The 18,331-nt window shown below is 40.4% G+C and carries 18 protein-coding genes; 1 reads left to right on the top strand and 17 read right to left on the bottom strand.

The features are described 5' to 3' along the window. Positions 1–44: 44 nt before the first annotated feature. From CSV63_RS01470 to yneA, 6 genes are all read right to left on the bottom strand, one after another. Positions 45–281 (bottom strand): YneF family protein, encoded by a 237-nt coding sequence (locus CSV63_RS01470; protein ID WP_029053123.1) that lies wholly within the window; start codon positions 279–281, stop codon positions 45–47. Positions 282–391: 110 nt separating this feature from the next. Next, complete coding sequence (gene sirA, locus CSV63_RS01465) at positions 392–832, bottom strand: sporulation inhibitor of replication protein SirA (protein WP_099694221.1); 441 nt, start codon at positions 830–832, stop codon at positions 392–394. A gap of 142 nt (positions 833–974) precedes the next feature. Beyond that, complete coding sequence (tkt, locus tag CSV63_RS01460) at positions 975–2,981, bottom strand: transketolase (protein WP_099694220.1); 2,007 nt, start codon at positions 2,979–2,981, stop codon at positions 975–977. A 108-nt stretch (positions 2,982–3,089) separates the two neighbouring features. Further along, positions 3,090–3,326 (bottom strand): DUF896 domain-containing protein, encoded by a 237-nt coding sequence (locus CSV63_RS01455; protein WP_099630993.1) that lies wholly within the window; start codon positions 3,324–3,326, stop codon positions 3,090–3,092. A 67-nt stretch (positions 3,327–3,393) separates the two neighbouring features. Further along, complete coding sequence (locus CSV63_RS01450; RefSeq protein ID WP_099694219.1) at positions 3,394–4,047, bottom strand: YneB family resolvase-like protein; 654 nt, start codon at positions 4,045–4,047, stop codon at positions 3,394–3,396. Then, positions 4,044–4,370 (bottom strand): cell division suppressor protein YneA, encoded by a 327-nt coding sequence (gene yneA / locus CSV63_RS01445; RefSeq protein WP_099694218.1) that lies wholly within the window; start codon positions 4,368–4,370, stop codon positions 4,044–4,046. Before yneA ends, CSV63_RS01450 begins: the two co-directional genes overlap by 4 nt. A 195-nt stretch (positions 4,371–4,565) precedes the next feature. On the opposite strand from yneA, the gene lexA reads away from it, so the two are divergent. After that, positions 4,566–5,186, top strand: coding sequence for a transcriptional repressor LexA (lexA, locus tag CSV63_RS01440; RefSeq protein WP_099630991.1), 621 nt, complete (start codon positions 4,566–4,568; stop codon positions 5,184–5,186). A 54-nt stretch (positions 5,187–5,240) separates the two neighbouring features. Here the strand turns inward: lexA and CSV63_RS01435 are convergent, their stop codons facing one another. The 11 genes from CSV63_RS01435 to miaB all read right to left on the bottom strand — a co-directional run bounded on the left by CSV63_RS01435 (position 5,241) and on the right by miaB (position 18,236). Continuing rightward, a complete protein-coding gene (locus CSV63_RS01435; protein ID WP_099694217.1) occupies positions 5,241–6,500 on the bottom strand; it encodes a methionine gamma-lyase family protein in 1,260 nt (419 codons plus the stop codon). 95 nt (positions 6,501–6,595) lie between these two features. Then, positions 6,596–6,820: an RNA chaperone Hfq gene (gene hfq, locus CSV63_RS01430; protein WP_099630989.1), complete on the bottom strand. Its 225-nt coding sequence runs from the start codon at positions 6,818–6,820 to the stop codon at positions 6,596–6,598. 40 nt (positions 6,821–6,860) lie between these two features. Further along, a complete protein-coding gene (gene miaA, locus CSV63_RS01425) occupies positions 6,861–7,793 on the bottom strand; it encodes a tRNA (adenosine(37)-N6)-dimethylallyltransferase MiaA (RefSeq protein WP_099694216.1) in 933 nt (310 codons plus the stop codon). Next, a complete protein-coding gene (locus CSV63_RS01420; protein ID WP_099694215.1) occupies positions 7,777–8,703 on the bottom strand; it encodes an alpha/beta hydrolase in 927 nt (308 codons plus the stop codon). Before CSV63_RS01420 ends, miaA begins: the two co-directional genes overlap by 17 nt. After that, positions 8,700–10,340 carry a glycerol-3-phosphate dehydrogenase/oxidase gene (locus CSV63_RS01415; RefSeq protein WP_099694214.1) on the bottom strand — a complete coding sequence of 547 codons (1,641 nt, stop codon included), beginning with the start codon at positions 10,338–10,340 and terminating at the stop codon, positions 8,700–8,702. The genes CSV63_RS01420 and CSV63_RS01415 overlap by 4 nt, the downstream gene beginning before the upstream one ends. 27 nt (positions 10,341–10,367) lie before the next feature. After that, positions 10,368–12,191, bottom strand: coding sequence for a DNA mismatch repair endonuclease MutL (gene mutL, locus CSV63_RS01410; protein ID WP_099694213.1), 1,824 nt, complete (start codon positions 12,189–12,191; stop codon positions 10,368–10,370). A gap of 5 nt (positions 12,192–12,196) precedes the next feature. Next, the gene (gene mutS, locus CSV63_RS01405) at positions 12,197–14,764 is read right to left on the bottom strand and encodes a DNA mismatch repair protein MutS (protein ID WP_099694212.1); all 2,568 of its coding nucleotides are present in this window, start codon (positions 14,762–14,764) and stop codon (positions 12,197–12,199) included. Between the two features lie 195 nt (positions 14,765–14,959). Continuing rightward, entirely contained in the window at positions 14,960–15,460 is a 501-nt protein-coding gene (locus CSV63_RS01400) for an immunoglobulin-like domain-containing protein (RefSeq protein ID WP_099694211.1), read from the bottom strand. A gap of 116 nt (positions 15,461–15,576) precedes the next feature. Next, on the bottom strand, positions 15,577–16,137 hold the full coding sequence (gene cotE, locus CSV63_RS01395) for an outer spore coat protein CotE (RefSeq protein ID WP_255397300.1): 561 nt from the start codon (positions 16,135–16,137) through the stop codon (positions 15,577–15,579). A 117-nt stretch (positions 16,138–16,254) separates the two neighbouring features. After that, positions 16,255–16,689 carry a YlbF/YmcA family competence regulator gene (locus CSV63_RS01390; protein ID WP_199203576.1) on the bottom strand — a complete coding sequence of 145 codons (435 nt, stop codon included), beginning with the start codon at positions 16,687–16,689 and terminating at the stop codon, positions 16,255–16,257. Further along, complete coding sequence (gene miaB, locus CSV63_RS01385; protein ID WP_099694209.1) at positions 16,689–18,236, bottom strand: tRNA (N6-isopentenyl adenosine(37)-C2)-methylthiotransferase MiaB; 1,548 nt, start codon at positions 18,234–18,236, stop codon at positions 16,689–16,691. Before miaB ends, CSV63_RS01390 begins: the two co-directional genes overlap by 1 nt. Positions 18,237–18,331 lie beyond the last annotated feature (95 nt).

Below are 18,331 nucleotides of genomic sequence, written 5' to 3'. Positions count from 1 at the left end.
AAAAATCTCCGTGTTAGCGAATTTGCTACTCACGGAGTTTTACTTTATTTTTTTTTGGCTGGCTTGTCTTGAACCTTGTTCATCTGAGCCATCATTTGGTTAATTTTCTTTTGTGAAGGTTTCTGTCCCATTTGCATCATCATCATACGTAACATTTGTTCATTAATTGGCGGATTGTCCTTCAAATAATTCATCATATATTTACGTGCTATGAAAAAGCCGAGAGCTACTCCGCCGATCAAAGCGACGACGATCAATAAAATTGCTATCCATAAAGTCATTACTGCCAAACCTCCCTCATAAAAATAGTTCGATTACATACTACCAAGAAGGATTATACAACATAGCAGCAGTGAATAGCAATGACTCTATGCAAATTGTACGGAAGTTTTTACATCATTGAATTTTCTAGTATCATGCGCTCAGAGTGTTTAAGTGGTTTGAGCCACCCACATTCTTCTTGTTCATTCATCACGGCAAAAAAACGATCTGTTGAAGTGGATAGCGCTACAAATAAGTCTAAATCCAACATCCGTGATCCTTGACAATACACTTGTATACTATGCGTACCCATTTTGATGAAGACCTCTCCTTTGATTAAGTGTGTCAATCGGTATTCATTATGATAGGAATCCAGTTCATCAAAACTTTTCGCCAAGTTATTCTGAATGATATGATCTAGTTCTCTTTGATTTAATTGATCACATAAATATTCAATTTCATGATAGTTCGTAGAAGGACCTACTGTTAGTAGCTCAAATAATAAACGTTCACGCCCCATTATGAAGGATTGATACGCTGACTTAATCTTAAAAATTTCATACTTCCTCATAACGAACACCTCCTACTATCTATCATAGAACTTGTCCTTAGTAAATCGTGTCAGTTTGCGGAAAACTTCCTCACTATTATTGTCGTAAAGCTGCGCAAAAAAAACACACGGCTCTTTAATAAAGGCCGTGTGTTAGGTCTGTTTACTTATTCACTAAATTTGTCATTTCTTTCACAACATTCTCAACCGTAAAGCCATACTTTTCAATGACTAAGTCGCCTGGTGCACTTGCACCGAATGTATCAATTGCCATGACAGTTCCTTCATCGCCTGAGTATTTATGCCACCCAAGAGAAGCGCCCATCTCAATCGCCACTCTTTTCTTAATGTTCTTTGGCAGAACAGAATCTTTATATGCTTGATCCTGCTTCTCAAATAGATCCCAGGAAGGCATGGAGATAACACTAACGTCGATGCCTTGCTCTTTTAGAGCTTTCTGCGCATCAACCGCAAGACTTACTTCCGAGCCACTTGCAAGAAGCAAACCGTCCGCTTGCTCTTTAGTAGCTGGTGATATGACATACGCACCTTTAGATACATATTCCATCGCAAGTTCTTGTGATTTAGGCAATACTTCAAGATTTTGTCTAGACAATACTAGGACAGTTGGCGTGTCTTGTGAAGTCGTAGCAATATGCCATGCAGCGGATGTTTCATTTCCATCAGCAGGTCGGATGATAGACAATCCAGGCATTGCACGTAATGAAGCCAATTGCTCCACAGGTTCATGAGTAGGTCCGTCTTCACCGACCGCCACGCTGTCATGTGTGAAGACATAAGTCACAGGTAAGCCCATCAATGCGGATAGACGAATAGCAGGACGTACATAATCACTAAACACAAAGAATGTTCCGCCAAAGACTTTCACACCGCCATGGAGAGCCATACCGTTTAAAGCTGTTCCCATCGCGAATTCCCGAACGCCAAACCATATATTACGGCCCGCATAGTTGTCTACAGTAAAGTCACCTGCATTCTTAATCGTCGTCTTGTTTGAACCAGCAAGGTCCGCACTACCGCCGAATAAAGCTGGAACTGCTTTCGCTAATGCATTGATTGACTCACCGGATGCTGAACGAGTCGCTACAGAAGCACCCGCTTCATAAACTGGCATTTGTTCTTTCAAATCAGTTGGCAGTTCATTTGCAATTGCTTGTTTAAACTGTGCAGCCAATTCTTTATGCTCGTTTTCGTAGCTTGCGAATAAATCATTCCATTGTTGCTCTGACTGAACACCCAGTTGATCCGTTGCTGAATTAAAACGTTCATAGACTTCTTCAGGAACGTGGAAGTCCTCTTCGAATGTCCACTTGTAATACTCTTTCGTAAGTGCCATTTCATCTTCACCTAATGGCGCACCGTGTGCATCTGCTTTACCAGATTTGTTTGGTGAACCATAGCCGATCACGGTTTTCACTTCAATGATTGTTGGACCACCGGTATTGCCTTTTGCTTTTTCGATTGCATCAGAAACAGATTTTGTATCATTGCCGTCTTCTACTCGCGCATAGTTCCAGCCATATGATTCAAAGCGTTTTCTAATGTTCTCAGAGAATGACATGTCCAAATCGCCATCTAAAGAAATATCATTACTATCATATAGTACGATCAGTTTGTTTAACTGAAGGTGACCTGCCATCGAGATTGCCTCTGCTGCTACACCTTCCATTAAATCACCATCTCCACAAAGTGCATATGTGTAGTGATCCACAATATCGAAACCTGGCTTGTTATATGTTGCTGCAAGATGTTTTTCAGCCATTGCCATACCTACAGACATACCAATTCCTTGTCCAAGTGGTCCAGTCGTTGCTTCAACTCCCACTGTATGTCCATATTCTGGATGTCCTGGTGTCTTTGAATCCCATTGTCTGAAATTTTTCAAGTCATCAATCGTCAGACCATAGCCACTTAAATGCAACAAGCTATAGAGTAACATCGAGCCGTGTCCTGCTGAAAGTACAAAGCGATCACGATTGAACCATTGGGGGTTTGATGGATTGTGGTGTAAATGTTGCGTCCAGAGTGTATAAGCCATCGGCGCTGCGCCCATCGGTAATCCGGGGTGACCAGAATTTGCTTTTTCAATCGCATCGATTGATAATGTTCGGATTGTTGTTATTGCCAGTTGATCGATTTTTTCGGTCATGCTGTACATCCTTTCCGTCCTGTCTCATATGAGTGTTTTATAGTACATATTCCTTCTATAGTGTAGTCAATTCCACGGTTAATTACAATGTTAATCCTTTACCTATCATCAATTTAGTGGTTTTTGATTCGCTCTAGCTTGTTTGACTTTTTCAGGTGTAACGTCATTTCCTTCCGGATCCATTACTTTGACCGATTCGATAGTTTCACGCATGCTGGAACGGAAGGTTTCCAAGTATTCCTTTCTGAGCTGGGTCTGTTCTTTTGCTTCCTCGATTGATAATCCTGTTGTTTTCTTTTTATTTGCCAATTCATTAATACGTTTTATTTTCTTTTCTGAGAGCATCTTTAAAAACCTCCATAAGTTAGTCGTTTAATAAAATGTAAACAACCTGGAGGAAAAGTGCAACCTATTAGTGTTCTTGTGCCATAAACTCTTTATATCTTCTATGAACCGTGGCCTTGCTGACAGCATGACCTAATCCATTTAACACGTTTGCAATTTCTTCATATGTAAGACCTTTGTTACGTAGTGAGACAATTTCTTCTATCGGAAGCTCAAGTCTTTCACGTCCCACTCCTTGGTCAATATTTCGCAAATTCTTCGATGGATCATAGCCCCTGTCAACAGCACGCTTCATCCCTCTACGTATTTTTGCATTATGTAGTTTACGTTGGTATTCTTCTACGATTGCCAGAATTTCCAACAACATCGAGTCCATTTCATTCAGTTCTATCGTACCGTTTGAATGATTGGTAATCACGATCGTTTCACTTTTGGCAATTACATGCAATATCGCGACTCTTGCATTGCCCCGCCCTAATCGTGTTTCGTCTTGAATGAATACTGCGTCCACTGAACCGTTTTGAATTCGATCTAACATGGACAGAAGACCTTCACGATCCATGTCATATCCACTCTGACGATCTGTATAGATGCCAATGCAATTATATGACAATTCAGCAGCTAATTTTTCAAGTTCTTCTTGCTGCCTTACAATAGATTGTTCTTGTGTTTCTTTTTCCGTACTCACTCGGCAGTATATTACGCATTTCTTTTGTATCATTTAGATCCCACTCCTATTTCAGCTACTCGAATATCTGTTTGTTTGTTAATTTTAACAGGCACACGCAGTAATTCACCTGAAACGATTTCATCTGTAGGTAATTCATTTAAAGAACGTACCTGTTCGATCCAGTGGGTGGTTGGTATATCTTCCGAGTAATTGGAAGCCAGTTGCCACAGTGTATCTCCTTCATTAATAACGATTTCCATATAGTGATCTTCCTCAGCCATTTTATCGAATTGAACCCAAGCAAATGATACACAAACTACTAATAATACAGCAAAATAATAATTATTTTTAATAAATTCTTTAATAATCTCCATTATAACTCCTCCTCCAATTTACGCTTTTAGAATGCATGTTCGGAATACCTGTTCCTAATTATAAGAGAACATACGATTCTATGTCAAGTAAAATTAGAACCTTTGTTTGATTAGTAATCGAACACATGTTATACTATATTCAAAATAGTGGTTCAGTATTCCATTGCTCGCAAACTAGTAGAAGAGGTGAATCTGTTGAAGAAAATATCAAAAAGACAAGAAGAAATACTTGCGTTTATAAAAGAAGAAGTACGTTTAAAAGGGTATCCCCCTTCCGTTCGTGAAATTGGAGAAGCTGTCGGTCTTGCATCAAGTTCCACGGTCCACGGTCACTTATCACGACTCGAAAGTAAAGGTTTCATACGGAGGGACCCGACCAAACCTCGCGCCATTGAAATATTGGATCCTGAGGGATTGGACGAGTTAAAAAGCGGTGTTATGCATGTACCGTTGATCGGTAAAGTTACAGCAGGTAATCCAATTACAACGATTGAAAATATTGAAGAGTACTTTCCTCTGCCGGATACATTCGGTTCATCTGAGGATGAAGTCTTCATGTTGGAGATTGTTGGGGATAGCATGATCGAAGCCGGCATCTTAAACGGAGACCGCGTGATTGTCAGACAAACGCACTCTGCAAGTAATGGTGAAATTGTCGTGGCTATGACAGAAGAAGATGAGGCAACAGTCAAACGTTTCTTTAAAGAGAAAGACTATTTCCGACTCCAACCAGAAAACTCCTCTATGGAGCCAATCATTGTAGATCAAGTTTCTATATTAGGAAAAGTGATCGGTGTATTCCGTATGATTCATTAAAGATCAAAAAAGTGTATCGAGAAACCTCAATAGGTTCTCGATACACTTTTTTCTTTATACCAATTTCTTTTCAAGTAATTGTTCCATAGAATCTAGTACTGCGGATTTTATATGCTCGTAAGTCAATCCGCCTTGGATATATGCCGTATAGGGTGGTCTAATCGGACCGTCAGCTGTCAATTCAATACTAGAGCCTTGAATGAATGTTCCCGCGGCCATGATGACGTCATCGGCATAACCAGGCATATAGGACGGCTCCGGTGCATATTGGGCATTGATTGGTGAATTTTGCTGAATCAATTGGCAGAATGCAATCATTTGTTCAGCGTTCTTGAAATTCACGGATTGAATTAAATCTGTTCGAAGCTCACTGTAATGCGGAGTCGTGTCCATACCAAAGCTGCCTAAAAATGCAGATGTGAATAGTGCACCTTTAACGGCCTGACTGACTACGTGCGGTGCCAAGAAGAAACCTTGATACATCTCCAGTAACGTATCAAGAGAGGCTCCTGCTTCAGCCCCAAGACCGGGAGATGTCATTCGATATGCACACTTCTCAACCAAGTCTTTCTTACCGGCTATATAACCACCTGTTCTGGCAAGTCCACCACCTGGATTTTTAATGAGTGAGCCCGCCATAAGATCTGCCCCAACTTCAACAGGCTCTTTCATTTCCACGAATTCTCCATAGCAATTATCTACAAAGATTACAACGTCCTCTTTCATGTTGCGGATTTCCTTAATAATCGCTTCAATTTCATGGATTCTGAATGATGGATTGCTTGAATAGCCTTTAGAACGTTGAATCGCCACGATTTTCGTCTTCGATAAAATCATTTCTTTTGCTTTTTCAAAATCAACAGAGCCATCTTCTTTCAAATCAATATGCTGATAAGAAATTTGAAAATCTTCTAGTGAACCTGTATCTTTGCCATTTCCGGAAACGATAGATTCTAACGTATCGTATGGTTTACCTGTGATATACAGAAGTTCATCACCCGGGCGCAATATTCCAAACAAGCTAATTGTTATTGCATGTGTTCCGGAGATGATTTGATTTCTAACGAGACAGTCTTCCGCGCCGAATACATCTGAATATACTTGTTCCAATACATCACGACCACTGTCATCATAGCCATAACCTGTTGAGCCCGTTAAATGAAAGTCGCTTACATGATTTTGTTTGAATGCTTGTAAGACTTTTCTTTGGTTAAAAAACGCAATTTCTTCTACCGTCTTCACATACGGAGCGATTAGTTCTTCCGCTTCTCGTGATCTAGTTAGTAATTCTTCATTAATGGGAGTAATTTGCATGTGTAGTACCTCATTTCATTTTGTCATATCCTATTTTAGCAGATGGAGTCTATATACCAAACGAAAGACAACAAAAAAAACAGGCAAGCGCCTGTTTATAGTTCATCTTTTAAAATTACTGGTTTTGCAGGAGAATATGTGGAAATCGCATGCTTATAAATAAGTTGTTGCTTACCTTCCGTTTCCAGTAGAACCGTATAATTATCATACGACTTGATTAGACCTTTTAACTGAAAACCATTTAATAAAAAAATCGTAACAAATGTGTTATTCTTTCGCAAAGTATTTAAAAACGTATCTTGCATATTTCCTTGTGCCATTCAATTGCCTCCTTGTCACTGTAATGTAGTTATTCCATACTCACTTCTTAAAATCCTTTATTATCTTACAGGTTGTTTGAAAAATTTCTTCCTCTGACTGATTAGCATCTACCCACTGGACAGGCAACTTATTACGGAAGTATGTTAGTTGCCTCTTTGCGTAATTACGTGTGTTTTTCATGACCGCCTCAATTGCCTGCTCTTTTGTCAATAGGCCGTCGAAATAAGAGATGAGTTCTTTATAACCTATCGCTTGTACGGATTGAGTTTGACGAATTCCTTTATTCCAGAGTTGCTGCACTTCATTGAACAATCCCGCCTGAACCATTTGTTCCACACGCAAATCGATTCGTTTATACAGTAATTCTCGCGGAAGATCTAATCCAATAATTAAGGAATGATACATGGGTTGACTTCCTTGCTGCTGTTCATGATCTTGTTTTGTTTGACCCGTCACTTCAAGGATTTCTAGCGCACGTACTAGACGTCTATGATTATTTGGATGTATTTTCCCCGAACTTTTCGGATCCAATTCTGTAAGTCGTGCATGTAATACATCTGCGCCTTCTAATTCAAGTTCCCGTTCTAAACGCGCTCGCACTGCAGGATCAGCCGCTTGTTCTGTAAATCGATAATCAAACAAAACGGACTGAACATACATTCCACTACCACCGACAATAATAGGTAGTTTTCCGCGAGATTGAATATCCGCTATCCATTGTCTGACTGCTTGTTGATATTCCGCTACGGAAAACGATTCTGTTGGTTCTTTCACATCAAAGAAATGGTGCGGGATTCCTTGCATTTCAGAACGATGTATTTTTGCTGTACCAATATCTAATTCTTTGTAAACTTGCATGGCATCTCCATTAATGATTTCCCCATTAAACGAATTTGCAAGTGCTATGCTAAGTGCTGTCTTTCCTGAAGCAGTCGGTCCTACTACTGCTAGTACATCAACGGGTAGGTTCATGTCGTTTCATCCATTCTACGATAGTCGTATACACATGTTTATAGTTGGTTTCCTGAAGCATTTCATGTCTTCCGCCTTCATAGAGCACAACAGTTACTTGCTGTTGATTCGCTTTATCAAATTGTTTGGCTACTTTCCAAACACCTTTCGCACGGTCTCCTACTAAATCATCTGTACCTGAGAGTAATAATATCGGCAATTCATTTGGAATGTTCGATAAAAATTCGGGCGCTTCCAACGAATTCAATCCTTCTAGCAATACACGAAACATTTGGGCAGTAGGCACGAATCCACATGCTTCATCTGCTTGATATTCCATTACACTTTCCACATTGCGTGATAACCATGCAAATTCCCCTTCCCCAGGAAATTGTTTTGAGTAATTGCCAAAGACCAAACCATTCAAAAACTCATCTGGTTGCTCTTTAGGTAACGTATTTTCTCTGTACATAGCTAGTGCAATCGCAGCATGTGCCATGAGTTCGGAATTGCTCCCAGTACCCAATAAAACCACTTTACTAACCGTTGAACCGTATAGCTGTATATAACGTCTTGCAACGAACGAACCCATACTGTGTCCAATTAGTACGACCGGAAGCGCTGGGTATTGCAGTTGATAGAATTGATTCACTTCAAACACATCGTCTACCAATTGGTCAAATGAAGCAGAGTCACCGAGATAGCCGTATACATTGCCATTTTCTACAGCTGTCTTCCCGTGCCCCCTCTGGTCATGCAACGTCACGACATATCCTTGTGATAGCAAGTACTGTGCAAATCGTTCATAGCGGAGGCAATGTTCAGCCAATCCGTGAATGATATGCACACGGCCAATCGGTTTTGTTTTAGGCGTATATCTAACACTATACACTTTAGTGCCGTCACGCATTTCTATCCACTGATTTGTCATGAACTTGCACTCCCTTTCGCTTCCGCAATCGCATTTTTCAAATCATTTTCATATTTGATTTTCTCGCTGTCCGTATAATGCAATAACTTTGCCATGTAGTTTGTTACTTGTGTCGCTAATGATTCCACCACATCGATTTGGAAATATAAATCTCCTTTTCTACGGATAAAGAAATCACTTGGCGATGTCACCATCTCGCAATGAATACTATATAAAATCTCAGCACGTAAACTTACTGGCAAATTATTTTTTTTCGCTGAAATCGCATGGGCGAAGTGAAACACTTGGTCACTATTTCTTCCATAAAATGAAGCAAGACGCGCTCCTTGCTGTGATGTTAAGCCGAACAATGGTGCTCTTTTAGCTTGCAGATCAATAAACTGCTTCAAAGCTTCATCGTCTATGAATTCGCTTCCTGAAACGGCGATATTCTTCGTTTCACATTGCTTGATAGATGGCTTTCCTAGCTGTTCATCAATTCGATCCACTACGACTTCCGCCATCTGCCGGTAGCCGGTTAACTTTCCTCCTGCAATCGTCAGCAATCCAGGAACTGTTTCCCACAGTTCATCTCTTCGTGAGATTTCAGAAGCATCCTTGCCTTCTTGTGCAATCAATGGACGGATTCCAGCCCATGTAGACTCCACATGTTGACGTTGCAGATGAATACTTGGGAAGGTTTCGCGAACCGCGTCGATGATGTAGTGTATGTCATCTTCTGTCGCTATCGGATGCTGTTTATTATCCGTATAAAATGTATCCGTCGTACCAATATACGTTTTATAATCCCGTGGAATGGCGAATAACATCCGGCCATCTGAGTTATCAAAATATACTGCTTGCTGTAACGGAAAGATCGTTTGATCTACTACGATATGGACGCCTTTTGTAATATGCAATTGTTTGGTTTGCTTGCTGTTGATTTTCCTCTGCAACTCGTCAACCCATGGACCTGCTGCGTTGACCACTATAGAAGCCGCTACGGAGAATCGTTCACCGGTTAGTTGATCACTTAAGACCGCTCCCACGACACGATTCTTCTCAAAGTTGAATTGTTCGCACTTCATATAATTTAGGCAAAGTGCTCCTTTTTCTGCCGCTTTCTTTAGTACCTCAATCGTCAAACGCGCATCATCAGTCTGATATTCCACATAATGCCCGCCACCTTTTAACCGTTCCTTTTTCAATAATGGTTCAAGTACGGACGTTTCTTTTTTCGTTAGCATTTCACGTCGTTCAGTGGGCTTTACACCTGCTAGTAAATCGTAAATAAGAAGTCCAGCAGAAGTAGAGTACTTTCCATACGTTCCTCTCTGATAGATCGGCAATAGCATCGGTCTGGACTTCGTGATATTGCGAGAATTACGGAAGACGATTTCCCGTTCCCTTCCCGTTTCTGCTACTATTTTCACTTCTAGTTGTTTTAAATAACGCAAACCACCATGTATCAGCTTTGTTGAACGGCTAGATGTACCCGCCGCAAAATCTTGCATATCAATTAGGGCAACCGAAAATCCTCTAGCAGCCGCATCTAATGCGATACCCGCACCTGTAATTCCTCCACCGATAACTAAAACATCGAATGAAAAGGTCTTCAAGTCCTGAATTCTGCTTGATCTTTCTAATGTAGAAAACATATAATTGCTCCTCTCTGATAGGCTGTGTTACATCACTCTTTTAAACATTTTCTCTAATTCATACGTTGTAAAATGAATCAATACCGGACGACCATGTGGACATGTATAAGGATTATGACAAGCCCCTAGATCAGTGAGCAAACGTTCCATGTCTTCTTGTCTTAAGTAATAATTTGCTTTAATAGATTTTTTACAACTCATCATAATTGCACTTTCTTCACGCAATTTCTCGATATCTACTTTGCGTTTCTCGAGTACTTGCTCAATCATTTCTTCTATAATCGAAGTAGCTTGTCCTTCAGGAAACCATGCGGGATACTCTTTCACTGTATATGTCGCTGGCCCGAACGCTTCCAAAAACACCCCGACTTCTTCTAGTGCACTCTTACACTCTTCGATCTTCACTTGCTCATCAGCCGAGTAGTGAAAAACAAGTGGTAAAAGCAATTGCTGACGTTCACTCGCATCCACCTGACCGAGCTTCACTTTAAAATATTCATATTTGATTCGCTCTTGCGCAGCATGCTGATCAATCAAATAAAATCCATCTTCATTTTGTGCCACTATATATGTCCCATGAACTTGTCCTACAGGTACAATGGAAGGAAAATGATTCCTCTCCTGCTGTTTCTGCGCAACGACAGGCTCTTCGGGCACTGAGTCTTCTTGTGACTCAAAAATCGCTTCAGGGAAGACAGGTGAAGGTTGTTCTATAATAGGTTCTTCAACAGGCGTACTGGTTGGCTGAGTTTCATGTTCATGTAATGGAATCGTTACTTCCGGCCGGCGATAAGGTGGCGTCCAAATTGTCTGCTGCTCTGAGTCTCTTGTTATAGGCTTTTCTTTTTTTACAGCGTCGGGAATAATAGTGACCCCTTGAATAGCCTCTTTGATGGCTTCCTTTATCAAAGAAAATAATTCGCCTTCTTTACTGATACGGATATGGCGCTTCGCAGGATGGACGTTGACATCTGTTAAAATGGGATCTGCTGTAATGTCAATGACTGCAATCGGAAACCTTCCAATCGGCAAGTACGTATGCATCGCATCAATAGCTGCCTGAGTCCCTGCATAGCTTTTAATCCAACGGCCATTCATTAGAAGTGAAATATAATTTTTTGATGCGCGTGTCATCTCAGGAAGTGTAATAAAGCCCTTCACCTTGAAATCAGCATCTTCTTTTTGAAACGGTATCATTTTACGTGCAACCGCCACACCATATATATCTGATAATACCCGTAATATGTCTCCTGAACCCGATGTTCTAAGAATTTCATGATGATCGTGAGTTAACGTAAAGGATATATTTGGATGACTTAGTGCTAATCGATTTACTAAATCTATCGTATGTCCTAGTTCTGTCTGAATTGTTTTCATATATTTTAAACGGGCCGGTGTATTGAAGAATACATGTTGTATGTGAAAGTCTGTACCTTTTCGTAATGCTCCGGGTTCATATTTCAGTACTTTACCGCCCTCAATTTCCACTACCGCTCCTTCAACACCATCCGAGGTCCATAACGATACTTTTGATACTGCAGCGATACTTGCCAATGCTTCTCCACGAAAGCCAAGTGTACGGATTCGAAATAGATCATGCTCATTAGTTATTTTACTGGTAGCATGCCTTTCAAAACAGCGGATCGCGTCTGCTTCAGACATCCCTTTGCCATTATCGGTCACACGAATCGAAGTTAAACCTGCCTCAATAAGAGATACTTCTATCTTGGTACTTTGCGCATCAATCGCATTCTCCACTAACTCCTTGACGATAGAAGCTGGACGTTCTACCACTTCCCCCGCCGCAATTTTATTGGCCAGGGTGTCTTCCATGATGTGAATTTGATTCATCCGCTTCACCCCTTCTTCTCTGTTGTCAAGCGTTCTTTCCATTCCATTATTTTTTGCATAGTTTGCATAGGTGTCATATTCATTAAATCGACTGCTTCAATTTCATCCAGTAATTTTTGAGTTTCCGCTGAAAGTGTCGGTTCACTATCTGTCTCAAACAAAGCCAACTGCTCCGAAACCGAAGACAGACCTTGTGTTGTGCTGTCTTCCTCAAGTCGTTGTAATAAGGTTTTTGCACGTCCAACCACGTCTGCAGGAAGACCCGCAAGTTCAGCTACATGAATCCCGTAGCTTCGATCAGCTGCACCTGGTAATACTTTGTGCAAAAACACGACTTTACCATTTTGCTCTTTCGCCGCGACATGGACATTCAACAACCGATCCAAAACGTCTTCTAGTTGTGTCAGTTCATGATAATGCGTAGAAAACAATGTGTTAGCACCGATTTCTTCGTGAATATACTCCATCATCGCTTGTGCAAGTGCCATTCCGTCATACGTGGATGTCCCGCGCCCAATTTCGTCAAACAACAATAAGCTATGGGACGACGCATGGGCCAATGCATATTGAGACTCCATCATTTCCATCATGAATGTACTCTGTCCAGACGCTACATCATCTGCGGCCCCAATCCGTGTAAAGATTTGATCTGTAATAGGCAGTATAGCCTTTTCACAAGGGACGAAACAACCGATTTGAGCCATCACTACGGTCAAAGCGACTTGGCGCATATACGTACTTTTACCGGACATATTCGGACCTGTAATAAGTAACATATTTTCCTCTTCAGCTAGCGTACAAGAATTCGGAGTATATAATGAATGGCTCATCATTTTCTCAACGACTGGATGTCGGCCATTTTGAATGTCGACAGCCTTTCCTGTATGAAATTCTGGTCGGACATATTGATTCTTTTCGGATACTTTAGCAAATGACAGCAAAACATCTAGTTCACTAATAACGGAGGCCAGTTCTTGAATTCTTTGCACATCGCCCTTCACTTGGTCACGAATCGACTGAAACAAGTCAAGTTCCAATGTCTGGCTATCTGCTTCCGCATTTAGAATCAGTTCTTCTTTTTCTTTTAGTTCCGTTGTTATATATCGCTCCGCATTCGCGAGTGTCTGCTTACGCTCATAGCGTGATAAGTCAGCTAAATGAATATTGGACTTGGTTATTTCAATATAATATCCAAAAATCCGATTATAACCGATCTTCAACGTTTTAATTCCTGTTAGCTGCCGCTCTTTTTGCTCGAGCTGCGCTAGCCATGTCTTTCCGTTACGAGATGCATTACGAAGTTCGTCCAGCTTTTCATGATAACCGTCTAGAATGAGTCCACCTTCTTTACTAGATATCGGTGGGTTTACTGCAATAGCATCCGTCAACAATTGGAATGTTTCCCCGCAAGGATCCATTCGCTCAGCAAATCGCTGTAACATCGGTCGCTTTGATTCTTCAAGCAATTGTTTTAGTTTCGGTATATGCGACAGTGAGTTTCGTAACTGTGCAAGATCACGTGCACTTGCATTGCCCATGGAAATTCTCCCCGCAAGCCGTTCTACATCATATACATCCTGCAATTCTTCCAGTAATTCTTCACGCAAAAAATACTCATCCAGCAAGTTGTTAACCGTTTCTAGACGTTCTTCAATCGCTTGGCGCTGGGCCAAAGGCTGGTGAATCCACATCCGTAATTTCCTCGCACCCATCGCTGTAACGGTTTCATCAAGCACCCAGAACAACGTGCCTTCTTTTTTACCCGAACGAATAGTTTGCACGAGTTCTAAATTCCGCATCGAGTTCGCATCAATCGATAACTTCGCATCTTTCTCAATATAAGTGAAAGGTCGAATATGACCAAAAACCATCTTTTGCATACGGAGTAGATATGATTGCAATTTACGGCAAGCTTCCTGTAACTCATCTGGCAGATGCTCATATGTATCGTGAGCAATGGATCCTGAACGCTCCGTATCTTCTATTGAGAGCATGATTTCGCGACTTTCAAATAGTTCCGCCAACATCACATGAAGTTGTTGATCCACAACAATTTCCTTCATGCTAAGTGCTTCTATTTCTGCTAGTAACGTGCGCTCGCTTCCTTTAATCAACTCTACTTTTCCTTCTCCAGTGCCAACATCGAGGTATGCTAATGCATAACATTGATTTCCCAAGCTATCGATTGCACCGATAAAATGATTGGCTTCGACATCAATTGTTTTACCTTCTGTTAATGTCCCAGGTGTAATCACTTTCACGACTTCACGTTTCACAATTCCCTTTACGTTACGCGGATCTTCCATCTGTTCACATATCGCTACTTTATGACCTTTATGGATTAATGTTTCAATATATCCAGTTGCGGAGTGATAGGGTATGCCGCACATGGGTATCCGTTCCCTTGCACCAGAATCCCTACTCGTTAAGGTGATTTCTAATAGTGCAGATGCGTTGACGGCATCTTCAAAAAACATTTCATAGAAGTCCCCTAAACGAAAGAATAAAAATGCGTCTGTATGTTGCTCTTTAATTTTTAAATATTGTTTCATCATTGGTGTATGTTCAGACATGGTAAACCCTCTTTTTCTCGCTCATTTTCTATACATTATACCAAACACCCTAGGAGTTAACGAATCAAAAGGGGTTGAAGTAATTTTAAAAGGAGAATAGACATAGGTAATCAACTAAGTATTTCTTTTTTGAAAACAATCCTAACTTTTGCTTAGCTGAGATAGTTTATAATTATCTATATCTGTCTTCCACATTCATTCTGATTCGTGTTTAGAAGTCACTGTAAATGGCACAGCAAGTGTTACTGTATAATACGGAGCGACAGGTTTTAAAAAGATTTTCACTAAGCGATACTGACCGGGGATGAGTGTCACTCCAATGGTTTCTACAGAAAAGGAATGTTGAGTTTCTTTTCCTGGCGCAAGCAAATTACCCAAATTAGTAAATTTCGGATTTTCATAGAATACGGAATCAGAATGTGTCAGAGTGTACCATTTGTCATTTTTCCGTACTTCTATTTGATAGTATTCACCATACTCATAAACGGTTTGACTGTCATTCTTTAATAACGTGTGGAACAACGGCGTTCCTTCCACGTATTGATGTTCTACCATTAAGAATGTCAGACCTCGCTCGTTCGCCATTAATTTCTGTTCGGGTGAGGGAGCGGTAAGAGTATGAATTTCACTTCCTTTCGCGCATCCTGTCAGTAGTGTCATTACAGATAGAAGTGTAAGCCATTTTATCTTTACCATAAGATCTCCTCCTATCTATAGACTACATTTATTGTTACAAAATTCACTTGACCTGCATCATATTCTTCTACTCAAAGTAAAAAAACAAATAAAAAAAGCCGGTGAATTCCCGGCTTTTAGAATGGTGAATCTTTACGTTGTGGCGGTTGGTGTGGTCTCTCTTTATTCGGCACTTCATTATTCTTCTTTTCCTCCATCACAATAGATGAAGATTCTGATTCTAGTATCGGCCAATCTTCATCATATGGATGAGGATGGATGGTTACAGAGACTTTTGTTTCACCAATCATCTCAACCAATAATTCTCTTTCTATGGAAATTGAGAAGTTTTGACCGCATTCAGAAATACTTGCCTCTGTACAGTTCGGATGCTGTAATACCGTGACAATCGTTTCTTCTTTAGCAGATGTCGGCTCATCGCGGTAATGCAATGCGATTTTATCCTTATAAGGAATCGATTCAGTAAAGACGGACGTTTTAGAATGATCATGATGTGAGTACCAAACATTCACGTCGAAACTACCTGTTACTTCCACATGCGAGCCGACTTTCTTTGCTTGTTGCGTGTGATTGATCACCCAGCAACCCAATATGCTGGAAGGACGATTAGGTGGCTTTAGCAGCTCAGTTGTTTCCGATCGATGCTTCCCTTTGGCAATAACAGCTTTCGTTACAATTTGTCGTAAGTTTTTCAGTTTTCTTCCTCCTTCTTTGGCTTCTATCCATCCTATGCAACAGCTGCCCAGAAATTGAAAAAAATCGGCAAGGAATTTTATCCTTAACCGATTTTTTATTTAAGAAAGTGATTTTTTTTGAGTATTCTCTACGTATGATCCTGTTTCTCCACGTAATAGATCGCCGCCAGTAGACTTGATAATCTCATCTGTCACGCTGTTTGCAATCGTATTTGAAACCAATTGAAGCAAGTTATTCACTTCGTCTTGTGACTGTTTAAATTCTTGTACTAATGGAATCGCATCAATTTCACCTTGAACTTGTTCGATTTTCTTTTCGATCGCTTTTAATGCTCGTTCTTTTTCGTAGTTTTGGAAATTCACTGCTTGAGTTTGAAGAGATTTCATACTAGCAATTTTCTCACGTACTTTTTGGTTTTCATTGATTTGTGCTTCTGCACGTTTATAAAACTCTACTTCTTCCGTGTTTGCCAACATATGTGCCAAATCGCGTGCTTTTTCTATAATTTCTTCTTTCGTAAACTTCTTCTCCATTATCCCATCACCTTTTCTTGTTGGACTACTCCAATGAATTCACCATTGAGTGACCAAGATTTTGCTTCTTTAATACGAACTTCTACAATTTCACCAATTACAGAACGCGGCGCTACAAAATTCACTAGTTTACTTTTTTCTGTATAGCCCGCCAGTACATCGGGATTTCTTTTACTCTCCCCTTCAACTAGCACTTTAACAATTTGTCCTTCGTAAGGCTTCATTGCTTCAGCAGACATATCGTTCACTAGCTTGTTAAGACGTTGCAGGCGTTCCTTCTTCACTTCCATTGGTATAGTATCTTGCATCTTAGCCGCTGGCGTACCTTCGCGTGGTGAATAAATGTATGTAAACGCCATATCAAAACCAACTTCACGATACAGAGACATCGTTTCCTGAAATTGTTCTTCTGTTTCATTTGGGAAGCCTACGATAATATCCGTTGTGAGTGATAGATTAGGTATTGCGGTTCTAATTTTATCCACCAGTTCTAAATAACTTTCCCGCGTGTATTTACGGGCCATAATCTTCAGCATTTCAGATGAGCCTGATTGTACGGGCAAATGAATATGATCTACCAAGTTCCCACCCTTTGCTAGGACTTCAATCAAATGGTCGTCAAAGTCGCGAGGATGACTTGTAGTAAAGCGAATTCTCGGGATATCAATTAATCGTAACTCATCCATCAGATCACCTAGACGGTACGTAATATCATCGAAATCTTTTCCGTATGCATTTACATTTTGCCCTAGTAAGGTAACTTCTTTATACCCTTGTGCAGCTAATTGGCGAACTTCTTGAATGATATCTGCTGGGCGTCTACTACGCTCTTTACCGCGCGTATATGGCACGATACAGTACGTACAGAACTTATCGCATCCATACATGATATTCACCCACGCTTTAATCTTACCGTGACGGACTTTTGGCAAATCCTCGATCACGTCGCCTTCTTTGGACCACACTTCAATGACCATCTCTTTAGACATATACGCTTCATGTAAGATATTCGGCAAGCGATGGATGTTATGTGTTCCGAAAATCAAATCCACTTGATCATACGTTTTTAAGATTTTATTAACAACAGATTCTTCTTGTGACATGCAGCCACATACTCCGATTAGTAGATCTGGGTTTGTCAGTTTGAGTGGTTTATAATGCCCTAATTCTCCAAACACTTTGTTTTCCGCATTTTCACGAATTGCACATGTATTAAGCAGTATGACATCAGCTTCTTTTACATTTTCAGTAGCATCATATCCTAATGCCATAAGAATACCAGCTATCACTTCCGTATCATGTTCGTTCATTTGACAACCAAATGTTCGAATAAAGAATTTACGACCTTGTCCCATTCCTTTAAAGCGCTGATCTATTTGAAAGTTATCGTGATATTCCACTTCTTCTTTCCCGCGTTTTTTTGCGTCTTTAAGGGAAGGTCCGCTATACACAGACTCGAAATATTTGCTATAGTCTTTTTTTATAATGTCTTGTTTCGATTTGTCATTTGTTACGAGTCCAGCTTGCAAGCGCTGTTCTTCATTCATTGCAGAAGCCCCTTTCTATTACTTATCGGGAAATAAGCATACCTGATGTTATTATACTGAACTTTTGTATGATATGACAGCAAAGTGGGAAAATG

The organism is Sporosarcina sp. P34, from assembly GCF_002743375.1.
Lineage (GTDB): Bacteria > Bacillota > Bacilli > Bacillales_A > Planococcaceae > Sporosarcina.
This window is presented reverse-complemented; position numbering and strand designations above follow the sequence as displayed.

What these genes read in the sequence shown, in the direction of transcription:
- CSV63_RS01415 (WP_099694214.1), bottom strand. Translation starts at nt 10,340, where the DNA reads ATGTTTTCTACATTAGAAAGATCAAGCAGAATTCAGGACTTGAAGACC.
- CSV63_RS01435 (WP_099694217.1), bottom strand. Translation starts at nt 6,500, where the DNA reads ATGCAAATTACTCCCATTAATGAAGAATTACTAACTAGATCACGAGAA.
- miaA (WP_099694216.1), bottom strand. Translation starts at nt 7,793, where the DNA reads ATGAACCTACCCGTTGATGTACTAGCAGTAGTAGGACCGACTGCTTCA.
- CSV63_RS01450 (WP_099694219.1), bottom strand. Translation starts at nt 4,047, where the DNA reads ATGATACAAAAGAAATGCGTAATATACTGCCGAGTGAGTACGGAAAAA.
- CSV63_RS01400 (WP_099694211.1), bottom strand. Translation starts at nt 15,460, where the DNA reads ATGGTAAAGATAAAATGGCTTACACTTCTATCTGTAATGACACTACTG.
- sirA (WP_099694221.1), bottom strand. Translation starts at nt 832, where the DNA reads ATGAGGAAGTATGAAATTTTTAAGATTAAGTCAGCGTATCAATCCTTC.
- CSV63_RS01390 (WP_199203576.1), bottom strand. Translation starts at nt 16,689, where the DNA reads ATGGAGAAGAAGTTTACGAAAGAAGAAATTATAGAAAAAGCACGCGAT.
- CSV63_RS01470 (WP_029053123.1), bottom strand. Translation starts at nt 281, where the DNA reads ATGACTTTATGGATAGCAATTTTATTGATCGTCGTCGCTTTGATCGGC.
- miaB (WP_099694209.1), bottom strand. Translation starts at nt 18,236, where the DNA reads ATGAATGAAGAACAGCGCTTGCAAGCTGGACTCGTAACAAATGACAAA.
- mutL (WP_099694213.1), bottom strand. Translation starts at nt 12,191, where the DNA reads ATGAATCAAATTCACATCATGGAAGACACCCTGGCCAATAAAATTGCG.
- CSV63_RS01455 (WP_099630993.1), bottom strand. Translation starts at nt 3,326, where the DNA reads ATGCTCTCAGAAAAGAAAATAAAACGTATTAATGAATTGGCAAATAAA.
- CSV63_RS01420 (WP_099694215.1), bottom strand. Translation starts at nt 8,703, where the DNA reads ATGACAAATCAGTGGATAGAAATGCGTGACGGCACTAAAGTGTATAGT.
- tkt (WP_099694220.1), bottom strand. Translation starts at nt 2,981, where the DNA reads ATGACCGAAAAAATCGATCAACTGGCAATAACAACAATCCGAACATTA.
- yneA (WP_099694218.1), bottom strand. Translation starts at nt 4,370, where the DNA reads ATGGAGATTATTAAAGAATTTATTAAAAATAATTATTATTTTGCTGTA.
- mutS (WP_099694212.1), bottom strand. Translation starts at nt 14,764, where the DNA reads ATGTCTGAACATACACCAATGATGAAACAATATTTAAAAATTAAAGAG.
- hfq (WP_099630989.1), bottom strand. Translation starts at nt 6,820, where the DNA reads ATGGCACAAGGAAATATGCAAGATACGTTTTTAAATACTTTGCGAAAG.